The following is a 19,508-nucleotide window of genomic DNA, read 5'->3' as shown; positions in this document are numbered from 1 at the left end:
TACCTCGTCGTGATCAGGGCCGACCCCAAGCAAGGCCGGCTACAGGTAAACGTGAGCCGGGGGTCAAGTCGGTGGCAGCGCCAGCGCCTCGGCCATGGCCGGCAAAAAATACTCCTGCACCAGAAGCGCCAGCCGGCGGTGGCGAAAGACCGAGCGCCGCCCCCAGAGGCTGGGCGCCGCAAAAAACCGCGGCGGCGCCCGGGTCACTTCCAGCGGGCGGCGCACCAGCCCCGGCTGGGCAAACAGCCAGCTCCCCAGGGAGCGCTCGCCCAGCGCATACAGCCGCTGGCCGCGAAGGGCGGTAAGCGGCGCCACGGAGCGCGCCACCACCCAGGGCACGCCGTCGAGGCACAACGCCACTTCGCGCCGCCAGGCAAGCCGCCCCGGCGCCATGCCCAGCGCCCGGGCCTCGTCGGCAAACGGGTACCCGGTGCCCTGGCGCAACAGGCGCACGCTGAACTGCCGCTTGCCGCCGGCGGCGATCAGCCGCGCGGTCAGCGAGTCCGTGGAGGCCACCCAGCGCCACCAGCGCGGCGACATCCGCGGGCGCGCCGCCGCCACCGGACGCCAGCGCACGGGCAGGCCGGACGCCGGGTTGTCTCGTCGGGCGTTATCTATCACCGCACCGCTCCCCGCCAGAGTCAAAGGCGGCTAGTGTAACATGGGCTTTTCCGTGCGCTGATAGCGCCTTTACCGTGCAGGCGGTTTTGAGCGTGCCACTTACTTTCCGGATTCAGGGGATAACCATGCCTGTTCAACACGCCGAGCTGGTGATCATCGGTACCGGCATGGCCGGCGTTGGCCTGGCCCGAGCGCTGCGTCAGGCAGGCGACCATCGCTCGCTGGCGCTGATCAGCCAGGACAGCGGCGACGCCTACAGCAAGCCGCTGCTGTCCACCGGCTTTGCCAAACGCCTGCCGCCGGATCGCCTGGCCCAGCAAAAAGCCGCCGCCCTTGCCGATGAGCTTGACGCCACGCTGTGGACGCACACCGTCGTTACCGACATCGATCCGGACGCAGGCGCGCTTACCCTAAGGCCGCAAGACACGGACAGTGAAACCGCTAAGCGTGCCCATACGCTTACCTTCACGACCCTGGTTCTGGCCACCGGGGCGGAGCCGCGCCTGCCTTTCTCGGTGCCCGCCGAGGCCGCGTCGCGCTGTTTCAGCGTCAACGACCTTGACGACTACCGCCGCTTTCATGCGGCTCTCGGCGACGCCCCCGCCCGGGTGGCCATCATCGGCGCCGGGCTTGTCGGCTGCGAGTTTGCCAACGACCTCCACGCCGGCGGCCACCAGGTCAGCCTGGTGGCCCCGGAGGCCACGCCGCTTCCCCGGCTCTTGCCCGAGGCCCCGGGCCGGGCCCTGGGCGAGGCCTTTGACGCAGCGGGCATGGCGCTGCACCTGGGGCGCACGCCCGAGCATCTTGGCCTCGACGCCGAAGATAACCTGGCGATCAAACTCGATGACGGCGAGACGCTGCGCGCCGACGTTGCCCTGCTTGCCACCGGCCTGGCGCCGCGCACGGCCCTTGCCGAGGCGGCCGGACTCGAAGTGGTAGCGGACGGCATTGTCGTGGATCGCACCCTGGCGACGTCCCATCCGCGCGTTTACGCCCTGGGCGACGTAGCCTGCATCGACGGCGTCAGCGCCATGTACGTACAGCCTTTGCAGGCAAGCGCCAAGGCGCTGGCGAAAACCCTCGCCGGTACGCCCACCCCGGTGCGCTTTGGCGCCTGGCCGGTGGTCGTCAAGACCCCGCTGCTGCCGGTGGTCGCCTACCCGCCGCTGACGCCGCCGGCACACTGGCAGATCGAGGCCGACGGCCACAACATCAGCGCCCTGGCCGAGGATGAAAACGGGCATTTGCTGGGGTTTGCGTTGACAGGGGACTGCGTGAAAAGGAAAGTGAAGCTTTCCAGAGCGGCACCGGCGCTGCTAGGCTGACGTTTGCTGCCTGCGGGCGCCGGCTCTGGGGACGTTGCCTGTCTTAGCGGCAAGCCCTCACCACGCTCCGGTTATAATCACAAACAACGCGCTTGATCCACCACAAGGGAGATATCGTATGCGCAAACCCGAACTGGCTGCGGCCATCGCTGAAAGCGCCGACCTGTCCAAGGACAAGGCCGGCCAGGTACTCAACGTGATTCTGGATGAGATCACCCACAGCGTGGCCCAGGGCGACGATGTGGCGCTGATCGGCTTTGGTACCTTTACCGTTCGCGAGCGTGCCGCGCGCACGGGGAAGAACCCGCAGACCGGCGAGCCGCTTCAGATCCCGGCCAGCAAGAACGTGGCGTTCAAGCCGGGTAAAGCGCTCAAGGACGCGGTTTCCTGATGAAACTCCGGCTTGCGCTGTGGCTGCTGGGCTGGCTGCTCAAGCGCGCGCTGCATCGCAAGCCGCGCTTTGCCGAACAGCTGGAAAAGATGCGCGGCCTGGATTTCGGCATTGCCACCGAGGATCTTTCCATCGCCCGCCACTACCGCATGACGCCGACCGCGATCCACAGCGGCAAGGGGCTGCCCACCAATCTGGACCTCGAACTACGCTTTGCCGACGCCGACACCGCCCTCAAGGTGCTGCGAAAGCCCACGTCCCGAGCGTTTTTCGACGGCATGCGGCACAACAAGGTGCGTCTGGTGGGCGACTCCGCCGACATGACGCGACTGCAAAAGCTGCTCAAACACCTATAGTCGCCTTCCGGCCGGCAGGGCACAAAAACGCGGCGCATCGGTTCTCCGGTGCGCCGCGTTTTTTCGCGGGCTGACGTGAAAATGATGGCGCTGAAGTCCCCTTGCGGGGTGGGAGGAACACAATTTATTGCGCGAAGATACTGCCACGACACCGCATTCGCGCAATAAATTGCGCTTATATGGACCCGTCCTGTTGTGCAAGCCAGAAGCAACAACGCATAAGAGTGAGGACTGCACGCTTATATCCGGCCTATTGATGGCACTTGCCGTGCCTGGCCCTGATGGAATACGCGCTCTCTGCTCTGATCTCCCACTCGGCCTCGTGATGGGCCTGCGCACTTTACAGAGTGACAGAAAGCCGGTCTGACCCGTTATGCCATCGAAGCATCTCGCCTGCGCAACCTCGGGGTTGGGTAACTTATCGCATGCTAAGCTATATTCCCTGTTTGTTCGGTATCATCAAGCGGCCTCCTGTGGCTGATAGCGCCGTTCATGGGCCAATAGCGACCAGCAAATCCGCGCCATCTTGTTCGCCAGGGCCACAATGGCCTTGCGTTGCCCAAGACGCGCCGCTAACGAGCAGGCCCAACGGGACAGCCGGTCGGGATGTTCCTGACGTTGGAACTGGCGTAATGCCGCGCGGGCACCGTGCACCAACTGCTTTCGAACCTCGCCATTGCCGCGTTTGGTGATCCCCATCAACTGGTTGCGACCCCCGCTGGAATGCTGGCGTGGCACTAGCCCCAACGAGGCGCTGAACTGACGTCCGTTGGGGAATCGCGCCGGATCGCCCAGATGGCTGAACAACAGCGTCGCATTGATCGGGCCGATGCCGGGCAGACTCATCAGCCGCTGCATGTCATCTGATGCCCTGGCCAGACGCTGCAGACGCTTGTCATAGCGCGCGATCCGGGCATCGTTCTCAAGCCATTGATCGAGCAGGTCGTTCAGCAGGGTGTAGAGTTCTTCCCCCAGCCGCGCCCGTTGCTCGTCCAGCCGCTCACGAATAACGCCCTGGCGTATCACCGCGTGCCCCTGCGACACGATTAGACCAAACTCGCCCAGCAGGCCGCGCAGCTCGTTGCCGACGGCGGTGCGTTCGCGCACTAACCGACTGCGTACTCGGTGCACTGCTTGCAGGGACTGTTGTGCTTCCGTCTTGATCGTCACTCGAGGCGTGGCCGGGCGCGCCGCAGCCTCGGCGATAGCCGCGGCATCGCGCGCATCGTTCTTGTGGCCCAGCACGAAGGGCTTGACCGCCTGCGGTGGCAGTAGCTCGGCCTCATGGCCCAGCGTGCCAATGTCTCTCGCCCAGTAATGAGCGGAGCCGCACGCTTCCATGGCGACGTGGCAAGGCGGAATTTGGGCCAGCGTCAAGCGTAACTTCTCTCGCCGGACTTGCTTGCTGAATACTTTGTGACCGTGCGCATCCACGGCATGCAGTTGAAAAACGTGTTTCGCCAGGTCAATGCCTATAATGCTAATCTGTTTCATGGATGGATCCTCCTTCACCGATGCCGTCAGTGTTCTGTGCACTGCTGGCTAGATGTTATATCCAGCTTGGCACAGAAGGACGGGTCCATCCCATTTCCCACCACACCTAGCCGGGAGGTCGGCAAAGGCTCTGACTACACCTGCCCGTAGCGCCCGGCGGCGTCGCCCAGCCAGCGGCGAATCAGCACCGCGGTCGCCTGGGTGTTGCCCTGAAGCTCCGCGGCCAGGGCGCTCACACTGTCCAAAAGGTCGGCGTCGCGCTCCAGGTCGGCGATTTTCATCTGCGCAAGCCCGGTCTGGCGAGTGCCCAGCACCTCGCCGGGGCCGCGGATTTCCAGGTCCTTTTCGGCGATGCGAAAGCCGTCGGTGGTGTCGCGCATCACCCCCAGGCGCTGGCGCGAGCTTTTGGACAGCGGCGGGTGGTAGAGCAGCACGCAGAAACTCTCGGTGCTGCCGCGCCCGACCCGGCCGCGCAGCTGGTGAAGCTGGGAAAGCCCCAGCCGCTCGGGGTTTTCGATCACCATCAGGCTGGCGTTGGGCACGTCGACGCCGACCTCGATCACCGTGGTGGCGACCAGAAGGTCAATCTCGCCCTCCTTGAACGCGGCCATCACCTCGGCCTTCTCGGCGGCTTTCATGCGCCCGTGCACCAGGCCGACGGCAAGCCCGGGCAGCGTTTCGGTGAGCTCGTCCCGGGTCACCTCGGCGGCCTGGCACTGCAGCGCCTCGGACTCCTCGATCAGCGTGCACACCCAGTAGGCCTGGCGGCCCTCGCCGCAGGCGCGCTCGATGCGCTGCACCACCTCCGGGCGGCGCTCGTCGGCGACGACCACGGTTTTCACCGGCGTGCGCCCCGGGGGCAGCTCGTCGATCAACGAGACGTCGAGATCCGCGTAGGCGCTCATGGCCAGCGTGCGCGGGATGGGGGTGGCGGTCATGATCAGCTGGTGGGGCGTCAGCCCCCCGGCCTCGCCCTTTTCCCGCAGCGCCAGGCGCTGGTGCACGCCGAAGCGGTGCTGCTCGTCGATGATCGCCAGGCCCAGGCGCTCAAAGTGCACGTCGTCCTGAAACAGCGCGTGGGTGCCCACCACCATGCGCGCGCGGCCGTCGGCGATGGCGGCCTTGGTGTCCAGCCGCGCCTTGCCCTTGAGCTTGCCGGCGAGCCAGGCCACGTCGATGCCCAGCGGCTCGAACCACGCCTGGAAGGCGCGATAGTGCTGCTCGGCAAGGATCTCCGTGGGCGCCATGATCGCCGCCTGGCAGCCGCTTTCCAGGGCGGCAAGCGCGGCCATGGCCGCCACTACGGTCTTTCCCGAGCCCACGTCGCCCTGAACGAGCCTGAGCATGGGCGCCGGGCGGGCGAGATCGAGGAGAATTTCTTCGAGCACCCGCTGCTGGGCGCCGGTCAGGGCAAAGGGCAGCTGGGTCAGGAACCGCGCCTGCAGGCCGCGCCCGTCGGAGAGCGGAGGCGCGCCGTCCTGCTGAATGCGCTGGCGCACCTCGCGCAGGCTGAGCCGGTGGGCCAACAGCTCCTCCAGCGCCAGCCGCCGGGTGGCCGGGTGCCGGCCGGCCCCCAGCTGCTCGATGTCTGCCTCCGGCGGCGGCTGGTGCAGAAACTCAAGGCTCCTGTGCAGCCCGGGCAGCGCAAACTGCCGGCGCAGGGCATCGGGCAGCACCTCGGGCAGCGCCTCGGGCTCGCGTTCGAGCAGGCCCAGCGCCTGCTTGACCAGGGCGCGCAGGCGCGGCTGGTTGAGCCCTTCGGTGGTGGGGTAAATGGGAGTGAAATGCTCCTCCACCGGAGGCTGGTTGTCCGCTTCCACCAGCCGATACTCCGGGTGATAAAGCTCAAGCCCGGTGGCGCCGGCCCGGGCCTCGCCGAAGGCGCGCACCCGCACGCCGGGGCGCATTTGCTGCTGCTGGGCCGGCGAGAAGTGGAAAAACCGCAGGCTAATGATACCGCTGCCGTCGCGCAGGCGAACCAGCAGGCTGCGCCGACGCCCCTTGACCACGTCACCGGCGGTGACCTCGCCTTCGATCACCGCTTCCTGACCGGCCCGCAGGCTGCCCACGGGCGTCAGCCGAGTGCGGTCCTGGTAGCGCAGCGGCAGGTGAAACAAAAGATCGCTGATCCGCTCCAGGGAAAGCCGGCCGAGCTTTGCGGCCAGCGCCTCGCCCACGCCCTTGAGCGCGGTGACCGGCGCCTCAAGAGAGCTCATGCCACCTCGACGGCGCCGTTGACCGGCTGCCGGCAGCGCTCGGCGGCGCGGATCAGCGCCTCGATGGCCTGAGGCCGGGGGAAGCTTGCCCGCCAGGCAACGGCCACGGTGCGCGACGGCGCCGGCGGCACAAACGGCCGGCTGATCAGCATCGAGTGATCGTGGTTCTCGCTGCCCAGCGCCGACTGCGGCAGCACGGTGATACCCAGCCTGGAGGCCACCATGTGGCGGATGGTCTCCAGCGAGCCGCCCTCGGCAATCAGCGTATTGCTGGGGCTATTGAGCTTTTGGCTGATCGCCGGGCAGGCTTCGAGAATCTGGTCGCGAAAGCAGTGGCCTTCGCCCAGCAGCAGCAGGCGTTCGTCCAGCAGGTCTTCCTTGTGGATGGCCTCGCGCTCGGCCCAGCGGTGGCCGGCGGGGAGCAGCACCTCAAAGCGCTCCTCGTAAATCGGGCGGTTGAGCACGTCGGTTTCGGTGAACGGCAGCGCGACGATGATGGCGTCGAGCTCGCCGCTTCTCAGCTTGCCGCGCAGAGTGCCGGTGAGCCCTTCTTCGATATACAGCGGCATCTGCGGCGCGGCCTTGGCGATCTCGGGTATCAGGTGGGGAAACAGATAAGGCCCGATGGTATAGATCGCGCCGATGCGCAGCGGCGTGGCCAGCTGGTCCTTGCCCTCGCTGGCCATGGCGTAGATCTGGCTGCTCTGCTCGAGGACGCGCTGGGCCTGGGCAACGATTTTTTCCCCCAGCGGGGTCACCTGCACCGTGGACTTGGAGCGTTCGAACAGCGGCACGGCAAGCTCTTCCTCGAGCTTCTTGACCGCCACGGACAGCGTCGGCTGGGAGACGTGGCAGCGCTCGGCGGCGCGACCAAAGTGGTGCTCCTGAGCCAGGGTTACGATATAGCGGAGTTCTGTTAGAGTCATGGTGGTGCCCGTGGCATCCTCCGTGATAAGCGTGCTGGCGGCATTCTCGTCGAGTGATGCCCTGTCTGATAGTGAGGGTCTATCAACAGGGTGCGCTTTGTCAAAAGCGCCTGTCCAACAGGAGTCAAATGGTGAAACCAAGCGTACTGATTATCGGCTGTGGCGATTTAGGCACGACGCTCGGGCGCGAGCTTGCGGCCGAAGGCCACCGGGTCATCGGCGTGCGCCGCCACGCCGATGCCCTGGCCGACACCGGCATCGAGCCCCTGGCGCTGGACCTTGCCACCCTCGACGGCAAAGGCGCGGAGGCGCTGCCCGAAGCGGACTACGTGATCTACACCGTCAGCGCCGACCGCTTTGAAGAAAGCGCCTACCAGAGCGCCTACCCCGACGGCCTGAAGCGCGTGCTCGGCGTGCTTGAACAGCACGCCACCCCGCCCAGGCGGCTATTTTTCGTCTCTTCCACCAGCGTCTACGGCCAGCAGGAAGGCGAGGTCATCAACGAACAGAGCCCGGCCAGCGCCCAGAGCTTCTCGGGCCTTCTGATGCGCGAGGCGGAGCAGGCGCTGCTGGACCACGCCATCCCCGGCACCGTGGTGCGCTTCTCGGGTATTTACGGTCCCGGGCGCGACCGCCTGATCCGCCAGGTCGCCGAAGGCCGGGTCGCCGCGGTCACTCCGGAAATCTACACCAACCGTATTCACCGCGACGACTGCACCGGCATTCTCTACCACCTGATCCAGCGCCAGGAGCGCGGCGACGGCGTGGAAACGCTGTATCTCGGCAGCGACAGCGAACCTGCCACCCAGCACGACGTCATGAGCTGGATGGCGCAAAAGCTTGAGGTCGAAGCCACCGAGACCATGCAGTCGCCCCTGCGCCGGCGCGCCAGCAAGCGCTGCGACAATACCCGCATCGTCGACAGCGGCTACGAGTTCCGCTACCCGACCTTCCGCGAAGGCTACGCCCAGGTGCTCGAAGCCGGCGGCTTTCTGCCCCGGCCAACCTCCGCGCAGTCCTGAAGCGCCGCCGGGGCGCCAGCCTGACGCCCCGGCGGCGAGCCAGATCGTGCAGGTCAGTCGCCCAGCACCATCACCGCTTCGGCTTCGACCCGAGCGCCCTTGGGCAACGCCTTGACGCCGACGGCCGCGCGGGCGGGGTAGGGCTCGGCAAAGAACTCTTCCATCACGCCGTTGACCACGCCAAAGTGCTCAAGCTCGGTGAGATAAAGGTTGAGCTTGACGATATCCCCCAGGCTGCCGGCGGCCTCTTCGCACACCGCCTTGAGGTTGGTGAACACCCGGCGGGCCTGGGCTTCCACGTCGCCTTCTACCAGCGCCATGGTCGCCGGGTCCAGCGGGATCTGCCCGGATATGTACACGGTATTGCCCGCCTTGATGGCCTGGGAATACGGGCCGATGGCGGCCGGAGCTTTTTCGGTATTGATGGCTGCCTTGTTACTCATTGGACCGGTCTCCTTGGTGGATAACAACTAGGGTTAGCAAACGGGTAGATGACAGTTTGTTAAATGACAACAACGGCGCACTCTGACGCAGTACGCCGATAGCACGGGAAGCGATTGATGCCGGGCTACTGGCCCAGCCGGTAGATTTTTTCCACGTTGGGCAAGTTGCGGATGCGCTTGATGATGCGCGCCAGGTGCACGCGGCCTTTGACGGCCAGCGTCAGATTGACCGAGGACAGGCGCGCGTCGCGCTCCTCGATGCCGATACGCTCGACGTTGGCCTCGGCGTCGGTCACCACGCCGGCAAGCTCGGCCACCAGCCCCCGGCGGCTTTCCACCTCGATGCGCAGCGCGACAAGAAAATCCTCATCGATATCCTCCGCCCACTCGAGCGTAAACAGCTTGTCGGGATGGTCCTTGTCGACGAGGTTCTTGCACTCGGCGCGGTGCACCACCAGCCCCTTGCCGGCGGAAAGGTGGCCCACGACGTCGTCGCCGGGCAGCGGGTGGCAGCAGCGGGCGAAGTTGGTGACCATGCCTTCGCTGCCGCTGATCACCACCGGCTGCTGGCTTCTGGCCTCGCTGCCTGAGGGCAGCGTCTGGCCGTCCAGCAGATCGATCAGGTGGCGCGCCACCACGTAGGCCATGTGCCGGCCAAGCCCGATGGACTCCAGCAGCGAGTCCATGTCTTCGACGTCGAGCTCTTCAAGGGCGTGCTGGATCAGGCCCTCGTCCAGCGCCTCGACGCTGGTGTCAAACCCGGATAGCGCCTTGTTCAACAGCCGGCGGCCCAGGTGGATCGCCTCGTTGCGCTGCTGATGCTTGAGCGCGTGGCGAATGGCCGAGCGCGCCTTGGCGGTACCCACGAAGTTGAGCCAGGCCACGTTGGGGCGCGCCGCCGGCGCGGTGATGATATCCAGCGTCTGGCCGCTTTCCAGCCGGGTCGACAGCGGCGCCAGCTGGCGATCGATGCGGCAGGCGATACAGCTGTTGCCGATATCGGTGTGCACGCTGTAGGCGAAGTCGATTACCGTCGCCCCTCGGGGAAGCTCCATGATGTCGCCCTTGGGCGTGAACACATAGATATCGTCGGGGAAAAGGTCGTTTTTGACGTGCTCGATGAACTCCAGCGAATCGCCGGCGTGGCGCTGCATTTCCAAAAGCCCCTTGACCCAGGTCCGCGCCCGTTCGCGGCTGCCTTCGGCAATCGGGTGGTCGGTCTGGCCCGCCTTGTAAAGCCAGTGGGCGGCAATGCCGTTGTTGGCCATGGCCTCCATTTCCCGAGTGCGGATCTGAACTTCCACGGGCATGCCCCGGGGGCCGAACAGCGTGGTGTGCAGGCTCTGGTAGCCGTTGGCCTTGGGTATGGCAATATAGTCCTTGAAGCGCCCGGGCACCGGCTTATAGAGGTTGTGCACCACGCCCAGGATGCGATAGCAGCTGGCGACGTTGTCGGTAATGATGCGAAAGCCGAACACGTCCATGATCTCGGCGAAGGGTTTGCGCTGGTCGCGCATTTTCCGGTAGATCGACAGCAGGTGCTTCTGGCGCCCCATGACCGTGCCGCCCAGCCCTTCGTCTTCGAGGCTTTGCTGCATGGCATCCTGCACCTGACGCATGGCGCTGCGGCGATTGCCCCGGGCGCTGACCACGGCGCGCTTGATGCGCTCGGCGCGCATGGGATGAATCGCCTGAAAGGCCAGATCCTCAAGCTCGATGCGGATGGTGTTGATGCCCAGCCGGCCGGCCACCCGGGCGTAGATTTCCAGGGTTTCCCGGGCGATGCGGCGTTTCTTGTCCGGCCGCAGCGCCCCCAGGGTACGCATGTTGTGCAGCCGGTCGGCGAGCTTGACGATGATCACGCGGATATCCCGGGACATCGCCAGCACCATCTTCTGAAAGTTTTCCGCCTGGGCGACGGCCTTGTCTTCAAAGGCAATCTGGGTGAGCTTGGAGACGCCGTCCACCAGCTCGGCCACCGCCTCGCCGAACTGGGAGGCCACCGCCGGCTTGTCGACGCTGGTGTCTTCGATGACGTCGTGCAGCATGGCGGCCATCAGACTCTGATGGTCCATGTGCATGTTGGCAAGGATATTGGCCACCGCCAGCGGGTGGGTTACGTAGGCTTCGCCGGAGCGGCGATGCTGGCCGTCGTGGCACTGTTCGGCGTAGTAGAAGGCGCGTTTGACCTGCTGGATTTCGTCCGGGGGAAGATAGCCGCCAAGTCGATCCGCCAGGTCATCAATGGTAAACATTCACCGCGCCTCTGTGGGTCTCAGGGGATGCCGGGCTGCTATTCGTCCAGGGGCACGCCGGTATCCGCCGGGCGCGGGCGCTCCGGCGCCTCCACCGGCTCGTCCAGCACGCTGCGGTCGACCAGACCGGCGGCAATCTCGCGCAGCGCCATGACGGTGGGCTTGTCGTTTTCCCAGGGCAGCTGGGCATCCCGGGAGCCCCGCGCCAGCTGACGCGAACGCTGGCTGGAAATCATCACCAGCTGAAAACGATTTTCCACGTTGTCCAGACAATCTTCGACGGTAACACGAGCCATGGGCGTCTTCCTGTAATAGTCATTCGCCGAGCCGATGCGGGATCGACCCGGGCACAAGGGGGTAACAAGCGTTACGCTGACACCGGGTAGCCTACTCGACGCCGGTCTATCGTGACAAGAGCCGCGCCGTGGCGGCGCGCGTCACGACAGCAGCGCCTCGAGCAGCGGCGTGTGGCGTTCGCGAATCAGGGCCGTGGTCAGCCGCCGGCTGATGACCAGCGCGCGCAGCTCTTCGAGGGCAGTGGTGAAGTCATCGTTGATGACGATGTAGTCGTACTCGTCGTGGTGCGACATCTCGCTGATCGCATCCTGCATGCGCCGCTCGATCACCGCGTGGACATCGGTGCCGCGGCCGGCCAGCCGGCGTTCCAGCTCCTCCCGTGAGGGCGGCAAAATGAAGATCGACACCGCCCCGGGCATCTTTTCGCGCACCTGGCGCGCGCCCTGCCAGTCGATTTCCAGAATCACGTCCTGGCAGGCATCCAGGCGCTTTTGAACCGCTCGCTGCGAGGTGCCGTAGTAGTTACCGAACACCCGGGCGTACTCGAAAAATTCACCGCGCTCCGCCATCGCCTCGAACTCGGCGGTCTCGGTGAAGTGATAGTTGACGCCGTCCACTTCGCCTTCCCGGCGCTCGCGGGTGGTGTGCGACACGGAAACCTGAATGCCGCTCAGGCTGTCGACCAGCTCGCGCACCAGGCTGGTTTTCCCGGCCCCGGAGGGGGCGGATACAACAAAAAGCGTACCTTGGGACATGACGCGCTTCCCTAACCTCGGCAATAACGCCGCCTTGGCGACACAGCAGCAGGATGAATAAAAAGCTGGCGCCGCCGCGCGCCACCCGCAGGGGCAGCATCCGGCGCCAACGGTTACCGCAGTGATGAAAACGCTGGATTATCGCATATCCGGCGCCGGGACTGTAGCGTTATTGTCGCTCTCGCGACGCTCCATGCGCTGCCCGAGCACGAACAGCGCAAGCCCGGTGAGGGCCAGGACGGTGCCCACCAGGCCGGTGCTCGACCAGCCAAGCTCGGCGCTGATGGCAAGCCCGGCGAGCCAGGCCCCCAGGGCGTTGGCCGCATTGAAGGCGGCGTGGTTCAGCGAAGCGGCCATGGTCTGGGCATCTTCGGCGACGTCCATCAGCCGAGTCTGCAGCGCCGGCGCCAGGGCAATGCTGGTGCCCACCAGCGCCACCGAGACAAGCCCCGTCCAGACGTTGTTGGCGGCGAAGAAAAACAGCCCCTGAACGACCGCGCACCAGACGATGATTCGCGGTATGGCGCGCAGCAGGTTCCTGTCCGCGGCGCGACCGCCCACCACGTTGCCGAAAAGCGTGCCCAGCCCGAATACCGCCAGCACCAGCGGTCCCAGGGCTTCGCTCATGCCTGCCTGGCGGGTCAGCGTGGGCATCGCATAGCTGAAAACGGCAAACATGCCGCCACAGCCGATACAGGCCACGGAAAGCGTCATCAGTACGCGGCGCTTGAGCAGGGCAGACAGCTCGCGTAGCGGGCTTGCGCCTTCGTCCACCGGCTGCACCGGCACCCACAGGCGAATGCACAGCGCGGTCATCAGCGCGTTGACGCCCACCGCACCGAAGGCAATCTGCCAGCCGAACTGACTACCCGCCCAGGTGCCCAGCGGCGCGCCGATGAGAATCGCCACGGTGAGCCCCAGCATCACCCGGGAGACCGCCCGGGCGCGCTGGTCCACCGGCACGGCGCCGGCCGCCACCAGCGCGGCGACGCCGAAATAGGCACCGTGGGGCAGCCCGGCGACAAAGCGCAGCGCCACAAAGGAGACAAACCCCGGCGCCAGCGCGCTTGCCACGTTGCCCGCGGCAAACAGCAGCATCAGCGCCATGAGCAGGCCGCGCCGGGGCGCCCGGGCCGCCAGCGCGGCGATCAGCGGCGCGCCGACCACCACGCCCAGCGCATAGCTGCTGATGGCATAGCCCGCCTGGGGAACGGTCACGGCCAGGTCGGCGGCTACCCGGTTCATCAGCCCCATGATGACAAACTCGCAGGTGCCGATGCCAAAGCCGCCCAGCGCCAGCGAAAACTCGGCCAGACGCGGGTGGGCAGCGCGGCCGGGCGTTGACTGCGGCATGAAGACTCCTGAACGATGGCTGTCGTCGACATTAATGGACACAGGAAAATACCATGCCCCACCGTGACCTTGAACCTGGCGACCTTGAGCATGCCCTGCAGGCGCTGACCGGCCAGGATACCGATATCGCCCGGGCGCTGCCCCAGGTCGGCGTACCCGAGCTGCGCCGGCGGGACAAGGGGTTTGCCACGCTGCTCGGCACCATTGTCAGCCAGCAGATATCCCTTGAGGCCGCGCGCGCCATTAGCGGGCGCCTGAAGGAGCGCCTGCCGGCGTTAAGCGCCCGCGCCATTGTCGCCGCCGACGGCCAGACGCTGCGCGACGCCGGGCTTTCCTGGCGCAAGGTGGAATACGCCCAGGGGCTCGCCGAGGCCGAACTGTCGGGCACCTTCAACGCCGCCGCCCTTGAAACCATGAGCGACGCCGACGCCGTTGCCGCCATCACCGCCCTGCGCGGTTTCGGCCGCTGGAGCGCGGAGATCTACCTGATGTTCTCACTGGCGCGCGACGACATCTTCCCCGCCGACGATCTGGCCCTGCGCGCTGCCCTGGGCAAGCTGAAAAGGCTGGATGAGCGCCCCACCCCCGGCCAGTCGCGCCGCCTGGTGGAGCACTGGGCACCCCACCGCAGCGCCGGGGCGCTGTTTCTGTGGCACTATTATCGCAACACCCCGCGCGACACGCCGGTCTAGACGGCCGGGTTTACGGTTTACAGGCCAATATCCGCCTGGCCGACGGCAAGCAGGAATAGCGCAATCACGGCAAAGTGCCCGGGGTACCAGGCAAGCCATACCCGCCGCGGCATCAGCCAGGGCGACTTGGGAATCAGTGCGCAGGCCCCGGCAGCGAGCAGCAGCACGCATAGCGTGGTTACCACGGTAAACGACTTGGCCGTATCGGAGCTGTTCATCATGCCGGCGACCGCCAGCAGCGGCAGGCAGGCGGCGACGGCCCCAAGGCGCGAGGCAAGCGCCGGGCCTGCGCGAAACAGCGGGCCGATGGCCAGCATGAAAAACGGCACCAGCAACAGCCCCAGGTGCGAATATTCCACCCAGGGGCCAATGAGGTACCACGCCACTGCCACCAGCACGGCCTCCAGGGCCAGCCGCCCGGCTACCGCGGAGTCCTGCTGCCAGCGCCGTGGCAGCCGCGTCAGCCAGGCACCGGCCAACAGCCCCAGCCCCAGCGTAAAGCAGATGTTGAACTGCACCAGCGCCTCCCGGGGCATCAGCTGGTAGGGCAGCTGCGCCACCACGCCAATCACCATCACCCGGCGGGCATAGCGCACCGGGTTGCGCGTGTTGAAAAGGCCGTGCCAGGCCACCATGCCGGCAAACAGCGGAAAGGCAATGCGCCCCACGGTGCTGTCGACCCAGCCAAGCCCCCAGCTACCCGTGGCCACGTAGCGCGCCACGTGGTCCAGCGTCATGGTAATCAGCGCCAGCCACTGCCCCCAGCTCGCCCAGTCGGACGACGGGCGAGCTGGCGCGGCACTGGCCGAGGGCGAGGTCACGGAAGAAGCCGGCGGCGACGGCTGAGGGCTTGGCGCAGTAGAAGACATGGGGGCACTCCAGATAGTCGGGTTGCCATGAAGACAGCCGCCCGCACGGCAAGTTCGCCGCCCTTCACGCCCGGGCAGGCGAGTTCAAGATTGTTGCGCAAAGTCCCGGCCGGCCACCTGACGAAACGCCGCCGCATCCTGCTCGCTGAAAAAGCACAGCGTGACCCTGAGCGCCGGGTAGTTCGGCAGCTCATCCTCCATCACCCGGAGTACGACCTGGGCGGCCTCGTCGAACGGATAGCCGTACACCCCGGTGGAGATCGCCGGGAAGGCAATGCTCTGGCAGTCGCGCTCGCCGGCCAGGCGCAGCGCGTTGCGGTAGCAGTCGGCCAGCAGCCCGGACTTGTCCTCGTTCTTGGCGTACACCGGCCCCACGGTGTGAATCACGTAGCGCGCCGGCAGGTTGAAGCCGTCAGTGAGCGCGACCTGGCCGTCCGGCAGGCCGTCGGGCCAGTCGCTGTTGCGCAGCCGCTGGCAGGCCGCCTTCAGCTCCGGGCCGGCGGCGCGGTGAATCGCGCCGTCGACGCCCCCGCCGCCCATCAGGCTATGGTTGGCGGCGTTGACGATGGCATCCACATCAAGCGCGGTGATATCGCCGGTAATGACCTTTAAACGGGAGTCAATCGCTGTCGACATGGCAGGCTCCTCCAAAGCGGGATGGAAAGGCCATCATCGTCCCTGTCGCCAACGCCTGGCAAGGCAGAAGCGCCATTGTCAAACGCGCCTTGTGCCTCCACATTCATTGTGACCGCCAACAACTGAGGAGACATCACATGAGCCAACGCGACGCCTACGAACAGAAACTGCGTGCCAAGCTGGACGAATGGCAGGCCGAAATCGAGCGGCTCCGCGCCAGGGCCCGGAGCGCCGAGGCCGATGCCCGGCTCAAGCAGGAACAGGAAGAAGAGGCCGACCGTCTGGAGCAGAAACGCGAGGAAATGCGCGAGCGGCTGAACCGGCTGCGCGACTCGAGCGACGACGCCTGGGACGACATCAAGGACGGCGCCGAACGCGCCTGGAGCTCGGTCAGCGACGCCTTCAACAAGGCCCGCTCGCGGTTCAAGTAAGCCCCACTCTCAACGCCTCGGTATCGCCCGGGGCGTTCTCAACGAGCTGACCACCCCCGAGGCCGACAAGCACACCGGCCACGCCAACCAGCTGATGTCAGCTGATGAACAGAGGCTTTTCTACACGGCAACGGCATAGCGCGTACTGCGGCCGCCGCCGGGCAGCTGGCACAGGCAGCGCTTTTCCAGCAGGTCGGTCAAATCGCGGGTTGCCGTGGCTTTACTCACTTTCGCCAGCGCCCTGTATTGACGCGCATTGATGCCGTGGGCAAATTCATCGCCGGCCGTGTCCAGTAGCCGATTCAGCACTTGAATCTGACGCGCATTGAGTACGGTGGCCGCATGGCGCTGCCAGAAGTGCGCCTTGGTCAAAACGCGATCGACCTGGCACAGGGCCTGCTGCAGCGCCTCTTTCAGCGTCTGCACAAACCAGACAAGCCACGGGGTAATATCAAGACTGCCGCTCTGGGCCTGCTCCAGATGGTCATAATAGGCTTGCCGGCGATCCATGATCGCAGCACTCAAGGAATAAAAGTGTACCGACTGGCGCTCCGCCTGGGCCAGCGCACGATCCGTGACGGCTCGCGTCACGCGGCCGTTGCCATCGTCAAACGGATGCAGAGCCAGCAGCCAAAGATGAGCGATACCGGCCCTTAGCAGCGGATCAAGCTCCGCAGGCGGGTGGTTAAACCACTGCACAAAAGCGTCAAGCTCGGCGTTCAGGTGCTTTCTCGGCGGCGCTTCAAAATGCACGCGAGGCTGGTTGATACGCCCCGATACCACCTGCATCGGCTGCTCGCTGCGTAACGCCCCGATGCGGATGCGGGATATCACCCCTTCCCCATAGGGGAACAGCATCGACTGCCAGCGACACAGCTGCTCAAGTGACAGCGGCGTATCCGGCTCGTGGGTCGCCATCAGCAAAAGCTCGACGAGCGACTCCGCTTCCGGCGTGGTTCGTCCTTGAACGCCAGCCTGCTCAAGGCCCAGGTGGCGCGTGACGGATGAGCGCACCGAACCGACGTCCAGATACTCACCTTCGATTTCGCTGGTACGAATCGCGTTCTTGATCAAGGCGTCTCTTTCCAATTCCCGATCAAGATCACCGGCAGACGCTTCAGCGCGCCCCAAAAGCCGCCCCTGAAGCAGGCGCACGGCGTTCAATTCAGGGCCAAGCACGGCCGCGTGCCAGACAAATTGCGGCCAGTCGGGCCGCTCCCAGATATACATGAGCCAAATACCCCGCCTATTCGGATCATTTTATGAGCCGATTATGGCAAATATTCGGCTCAGCCGACACGTTTCGGCACATGCAGCGTCTGGCTGCGTCAAAAATACAGCGTGCCGGTGAGGCTGGCGCTGCGCTCGGCGCCGGGCACTTCGCCGTAGGGCGCGTAGGCGCGGTCCAGCAGGTTGTAAAGGTCGAGCCCCAGGTCAAAATGCTCGCTGTGCCCCAGCCCCAGGCGGACATTCAGCGTGCCGTAGCCCGACGAGCGCGAGGTCAGCTCGCCCTCGGCGTTGCGCAGCTTCGCGCCGCTTTCCCCGCGGGCGTACAGATCGGCGTCGAACATTAACGTGTCGGATACCGGCCTTGCGTGGCGTACCCCCGCGCGCCCACCGAGGCGCGGCGTGCCGCTGTCGGTAGTGGTCACGCGGCCATAGTCCAGCTCGCGCTCGAGCACGCTGCCGCTGGCGTAAAGCGTGGTGGTATCAAGCGTCGGCAGGTCGTATTCCGCCCGCAGCTCAAGCCCGGTGGTATTGGCCCGGTCCACGTTGATGAAGCGGCGCGGTGCGGGCCCGGGGCCGGCGGCGGGCAGGTCTTCTTCACCGATGTAGTCCCTGGCTCGGGTGTGAAACAGCGTGGCATCCAGCGTGACCGGGCCGCCGCGATAGCGCGCGCCAAGCTCGAGCGTATTGGCGCGCTCCGGCGACAGATCGGGGTTGCCGTAAACCGCGGTGCCGCTGGCGCTGGTGGTTAAAAACAGCTGCTCTAGCGTGGGGTAGGAATAGCCCTGAGCCAGATTGGCGCGCAGCGACCAGTCGTCGCTTGGCCGGTGGACCAGGCTCAGCGAGCCCAGCAGCCGCTCGTCGCTGTTGTCGGCGAGGGGCTTGTCGCTGCTGGCGTCCAGGCTGGCATCGACCAGATACCCCCGCGCACCGAGGTAAAGCGTGGTAGCGTCATCCAGCGAAAACGCCTGCTGGGCATAGCCGGAAAACGTCTCGATGTGGGCCTCGTCGGTAACCGTGCTGACCTGCTGCTGACCCTGCGGCGGCGGAAACGGCAGAAACACCCGGGAAGTTTTGTCCGTATCCAGCGCGTCGCGTTCGTACTCGGCCCCCACCAGCGTTTGGCCGACGGGCATCAAATCCAGCTCGGCCTGAGCGTTGACGCCGTAGGTGATCTGACGGTCGTCGCTTGCGCTGCCAATGGCCCGGCCGGTGGCCATTTCGGCCTGACTTTCAAAGCGCCGCTCCACGGTCTGGTAGTAGGTGCTGGCCTTGAGTTCGTCAAGCCAGGGCGCAAGCTTCGTGCCCTCGTAAAACAGGCCGCCCTTGCGCAGATCGCGCTGGGGCAGAGTTACCGCAAAATCGGTAAAGCCGGCCGGCGGCGGGCTGTAAACGTCTGCCTCGAGCCGATACTGATCGGCCTTGAACGCCAGGTAGTGTTTCTCGCTTACCTGATAGCCCAGATGGGTCGAGAGCTGGTCAAAGGAATGGCCGGTGTTGTCCAGGGTGCCATCGGGCGTGCGGCGGTCGCCCTCGTCGCCCGCGCCGGCGGAGACCCGCCAGTCCACATCGCCGCTCGCCCCCTGAAGCGTAGCGCTGGTGCTGCCGCCCTGAGTGGCGGTGTGGCCGGTTGCCGTGACGCTGCCGGAAAGCGGCGCCTCGCCGCCGCGCCGGGTAATGATATTGACGACCCCGCCGATGGCGTTGGAGCCGCTCAATACCGACGACGGCCCGCGCACCACTTCGATTCGCTCGATGGTGGAAGGGTCCAGCAGCAGCGGCGCGCCGTGCGGGGAATGGTCGCTCAGGGCATGGCCGTCAATTTGCACGTTCACCCGCCGGGAAGTTTCCCCGCGCAGGGTAATGCGCGGCATGCCCGGCGAGCCATTGTCGTAAACCGTAAGCCCCGGCACGTCGCGCAGCAGATCGGCGACGCTTGACGTGGATGCGCGCCCCAGCTCTTCAGCGCCGACCACGGAGATGGAGGCCGGGTTATCGAATACCGACGTCTGCTGGCCGGTACCGAGCACCACCAGCGTATCCAGCGACTTCGGCTCGTCGGCCTGAACGCTTCCGGCACCGGCCAGCAGCAGGCCTGCCGCCAACCAACGTATGGCTTCCCTGTGACTCAGCATCCTCATCTCCTGTAGGCCCGGCTCTTCGCTGTGCGACGGCATAACAGGTATATAAAACGATTCT

19 protein-coding genes are annotated in these 19,508 nt (G+C 65.8%); 6 read left to right on the top strand and 13 right to left on the bottom strand.

The window, feature by feature from the left end; genetic code table 11:
* Window positions 1-63: 63 nt before the first annotated feature.
* Entirely contained in the window at window positions 64-621 is a 558-nt protein-coding gene (locus tag P1P91_RS01375; RefSeq protein WP_311883997.1) for a chorismate--pyruvate lyase family protein, read from the bottom strand.
* Window positions 622-746: 125 nt separating this feature from the next.
* On the opposite strand from P1P91_RS01375, the gene P1P91_RS01370 reads away from it, so the two are divergent.
* From P1P91_RS01370 to P1P91_RS01360, 3 genes are all read left to right on the top strand, one after another.
* On the top strand, window positions 747-1,946 hold the full coding sequence (locus P1P91_RS01370; RefSeq protein ID WP_311883995.1) for an NAD(P)/FAD-dependent oxidoreductase: 1,200 nt from the start codon (window positions 747-749) through the stop codon (window positions 1,944-1,946).
* A 118-nt stretch (window positions 1,947-2,064) separates the two neighbouring features.
* Complete coding sequence (locus tag P1P91_RS01365) at window positions 2,065-2,337, top strand: HU family DNA-binding protein (RefSeq protein ID WP_311883993.1); 273 nt, start codon at window positions 2,065-2,067, stop codon at window positions 2,335-2,337.
* Window positions 2,337-2,693: a hypothetical protein gene (locus tag P1P91_RS01360; protein ID WP_311883992.1), complete on the top strand. Its 357-nt coding sequence runs from the start codon at window positions 2,337-2,339 to the stop codon at window positions 2,691-2,693. The genes P1P91_RS01365 and P1P91_RS01360 overlap by 1 nt, the downstream gene beginning before the upstream one ends.
* A gap of 459 nt (window positions 2,694-3,152) precedes the next feature.
* Here the strand turns inward: P1P91_RS01360 and P1P91_RS01355 are convergent, their stop codons facing one another.
* The 3 genes from P1P91_RS01355 to P1P91_RS01345 all read right to left on the bottom strand — a co-directional run bounded on the left by P1P91_RS01355 (window position 3,153) and on the right by P1P91_RS01345 (window position 7,329).
* Window positions 3,153-4,187 (bottom strand): IS110 family RNA-guided transposase, encoded by a 1,035-nt coding sequence (locus tag P1P91_RS01355; RefSeq protein ID WP_311882018.1) that lies wholly within the window; start codon window positions 4,185-4,187, stop codon window positions 3,153-3,155.
* Between the two features lie 134 nt (window positions 4,188-4,321).
* Window positions 4,322-6,403, bottom strand: coding sequence for an ATP-dependent DNA helicase RecG (recG, locus tag P1P91_RS01350; RefSeq protein WP_311883989.1), 2,082 nt, complete (start codon window positions 6,401-6,403; stop codon window positions 4,322-4,324).
* Complete coding sequence (locus P1P91_RS01345; protein WP_311883988.1) at window positions 6,400-7,329, bottom strand: hydrogen peroxide-inducible genes activator; 930 nt, start codon at window positions 7,327-7,329, stop codon at window positions 6,400-6,402. Before P1P91_RS01345 ends, recG begins: the two co-directional genes overlap by 4 nt.
* A 131-nt stretch (window positions 7,330-7,460) precedes the next feature.
* Here P1P91_RS01345 and P1P91_RS01340 point away from each other — a divergent pair, with 131 nt between their 5' ends.
* Window positions 7,461-8,351, top strand: a complete 891-nt coding sequence (locus tag P1P91_RS01340) for an SDR family oxidoreductase (RefSeq protein WP_311885837.1) — start codon at window positions 7,461-7,463, stop codon at window positions 8,349-8,351.
* Window positions 8,352-8,404: 53 nt separating this feature from the next.
* Here P1P91_RS01340 and P1P91_RS01335 read toward each other — a convergent pair whose 3' ends face one another.
* The 5 genes from P1P91_RS01335 to P1P91_RS01315 all read right to left on the bottom strand — a co-directional run bounded on the left by P1P91_RS01335 (window position 8,405) and on the right by P1P91_RS01315 (window position 13,454).
* Window positions 8,405-8,794 (bottom strand): RidA family protein, encoded by a 390-nt coding sequence (locus P1P91_RS01335; protein WP_311883987.1) that lies wholly within the window; start codon window positions 8,792-8,794, stop codon window positions 8,405-8,407.
* Window positions 8,795-8,919: 125 nt separating this feature from the next.
* Window positions 8,920-11,049 (bottom strand): RelA/SpoT family protein, encoded by a 2,130-nt coding sequence (locus P1P91_RS01330; protein WP_311883986.1) that lies wholly within the window; start codon window positions 11,047-11,049, stop codon window positions 8,920-8,922.
* Window positions 11,050-11,087: 38 nt separating this feature from the next.
* Window positions 11,088-11,345 carry a DNA-directed RNA polymerase subunit omega gene (gene rpoZ / locus P1P91_RS01325; protein WP_311883985.1) on the bottom strand — a complete coding sequence of 86 codons (258 nt, stop codon included), beginning with the start codon at window positions 11,343-11,345 and terminating at the stop codon, window positions 11,088-11,090.
* A 141-nt stretch (window positions 11,346-11,486) separates the two neighbouring features.
* A complete protein-coding gene (gmk, locus tag P1P91_RS01320) occupies window positions 11,487-12,101 on the bottom strand; it encodes a guanylate kinase (protein ID WP_311883983.1) in 615 nt (204 codons plus the stop codon).
* A 138-nt stretch (window positions 12,102-12,239) separates the two neighbouring features.
* Complete coding sequence (locus P1P91_RS01315) at window positions 12,240-13,454, bottom strand: MFS transporter (protein WP_311883982.1); 1,215 nt, start codon at window positions 13,452-13,454, stop codon at window positions 12,240-12,242.
* Between the two features lie 53 nt (window positions 13,455-13,507).
* Here P1P91_RS01315 and P1P91_RS01310 point away from each other — a divergent pair, with 53 nt between their 5' ends.
* Entirely contained in the window at window positions 13,508-14,146 is a 639-nt protein-coding gene (locus P1P91_RS01310; RefSeq protein ID WP_311883981.1) for a DNA-3-methyladenine glycosylase family protein, read from the top strand.
* Window positions 14,147-14,163: 17 nt separating this feature from the next.
* On the opposite strand, the gene P1P91_RS01305 is transcribed toward P1P91_RS01310, so the two are convergent.
* Together P1P91_RS01305 and P1P91_RS01300 are read right to left on the bottom strand one after the other, a co-directional pair.
* A complete protein-coding gene (locus tag P1P91_RS01305) occupies window positions 14,164-15,015 on the bottom strand; it encodes a TraX family protein (protein WP_311883979.1) in 852 nt (283 codons plus the stop codon).
* Between the two features lie 84 nt (window positions 15,016-15,099).
* Window positions 15,100-15,651: an O-acetyl-ADP-ribose deacetylase gene (locus P1P91_RS01300; RefSeq protein WP_311883978.1), complete on the bottom strand. Its 552-nt coding sequence runs from the start codon at window positions 15,649-15,651 to the stop codon at window positions 15,100-15,102.
* A gap of 137 nt (window positions 15,652-15,788) precedes the next feature.
* On the opposite strand from P1P91_RS01300, the gene P1P91_RS01295 reads away from it, so the two are divergent.
* Window positions 15,789-16,082: a sll1863 family stress response protein gene (locus tag P1P91_RS01295; protein ID WP_311883977.1), complete on the top strand. Its 294-nt coding sequence runs from the start codon at window positions 15,789-15,791 to the stop codon at window positions 16,080-16,082.
* Between the two features lie 120 nt (window positions 16,083-16,202).
* On the opposite strand, the gene P1P91_RS01290 is transcribed toward P1P91_RS01295, so the two are convergent.
* Both P1P91_RS01290 and P1P91_RS01285 read right to left on the bottom strand, forming a co-directional pair.
* A complete protein-coding gene (locus P1P91_RS01290) occupies window positions 16,203-17,312 on the bottom strand; it encodes a Fic family protein (RefSeq protein ID WP_311883976.1) in 1,110 nt (369 codons plus the stop codon).
* 98 nt (window positions 17,313-17,410) lie between these two features.
* On the bottom strand, window positions 17,411-19,444 hold the full coding sequence (locus P1P91_RS01285) for a TonB-dependent receptor plug domain-containing protein (RefSeq protein ID WP_311883975.1): 2,034 nt from the start codon (window positions 19,442-19,444) through the stop codon (window positions 17,411-17,413).
* Between the last annotated feature and the right edge of the window lie 64 nt (window positions 19,445-19,508).

The organism is Halomonas piscis (assembly GCF_031886125.1).
Classification (GTDB): domain Bacteria; phylum Pseudomonadota; class Gammaproteobacteria; order Pseudomonadales; family Halomonadaceae; genus Vreelandella; species Vreelandella piscis.
The sequence above is the reverse complement of the archived record's forward strand: the minus strand, read 5'-3'. Positions and strand labels throughout refer to the sequence as shown.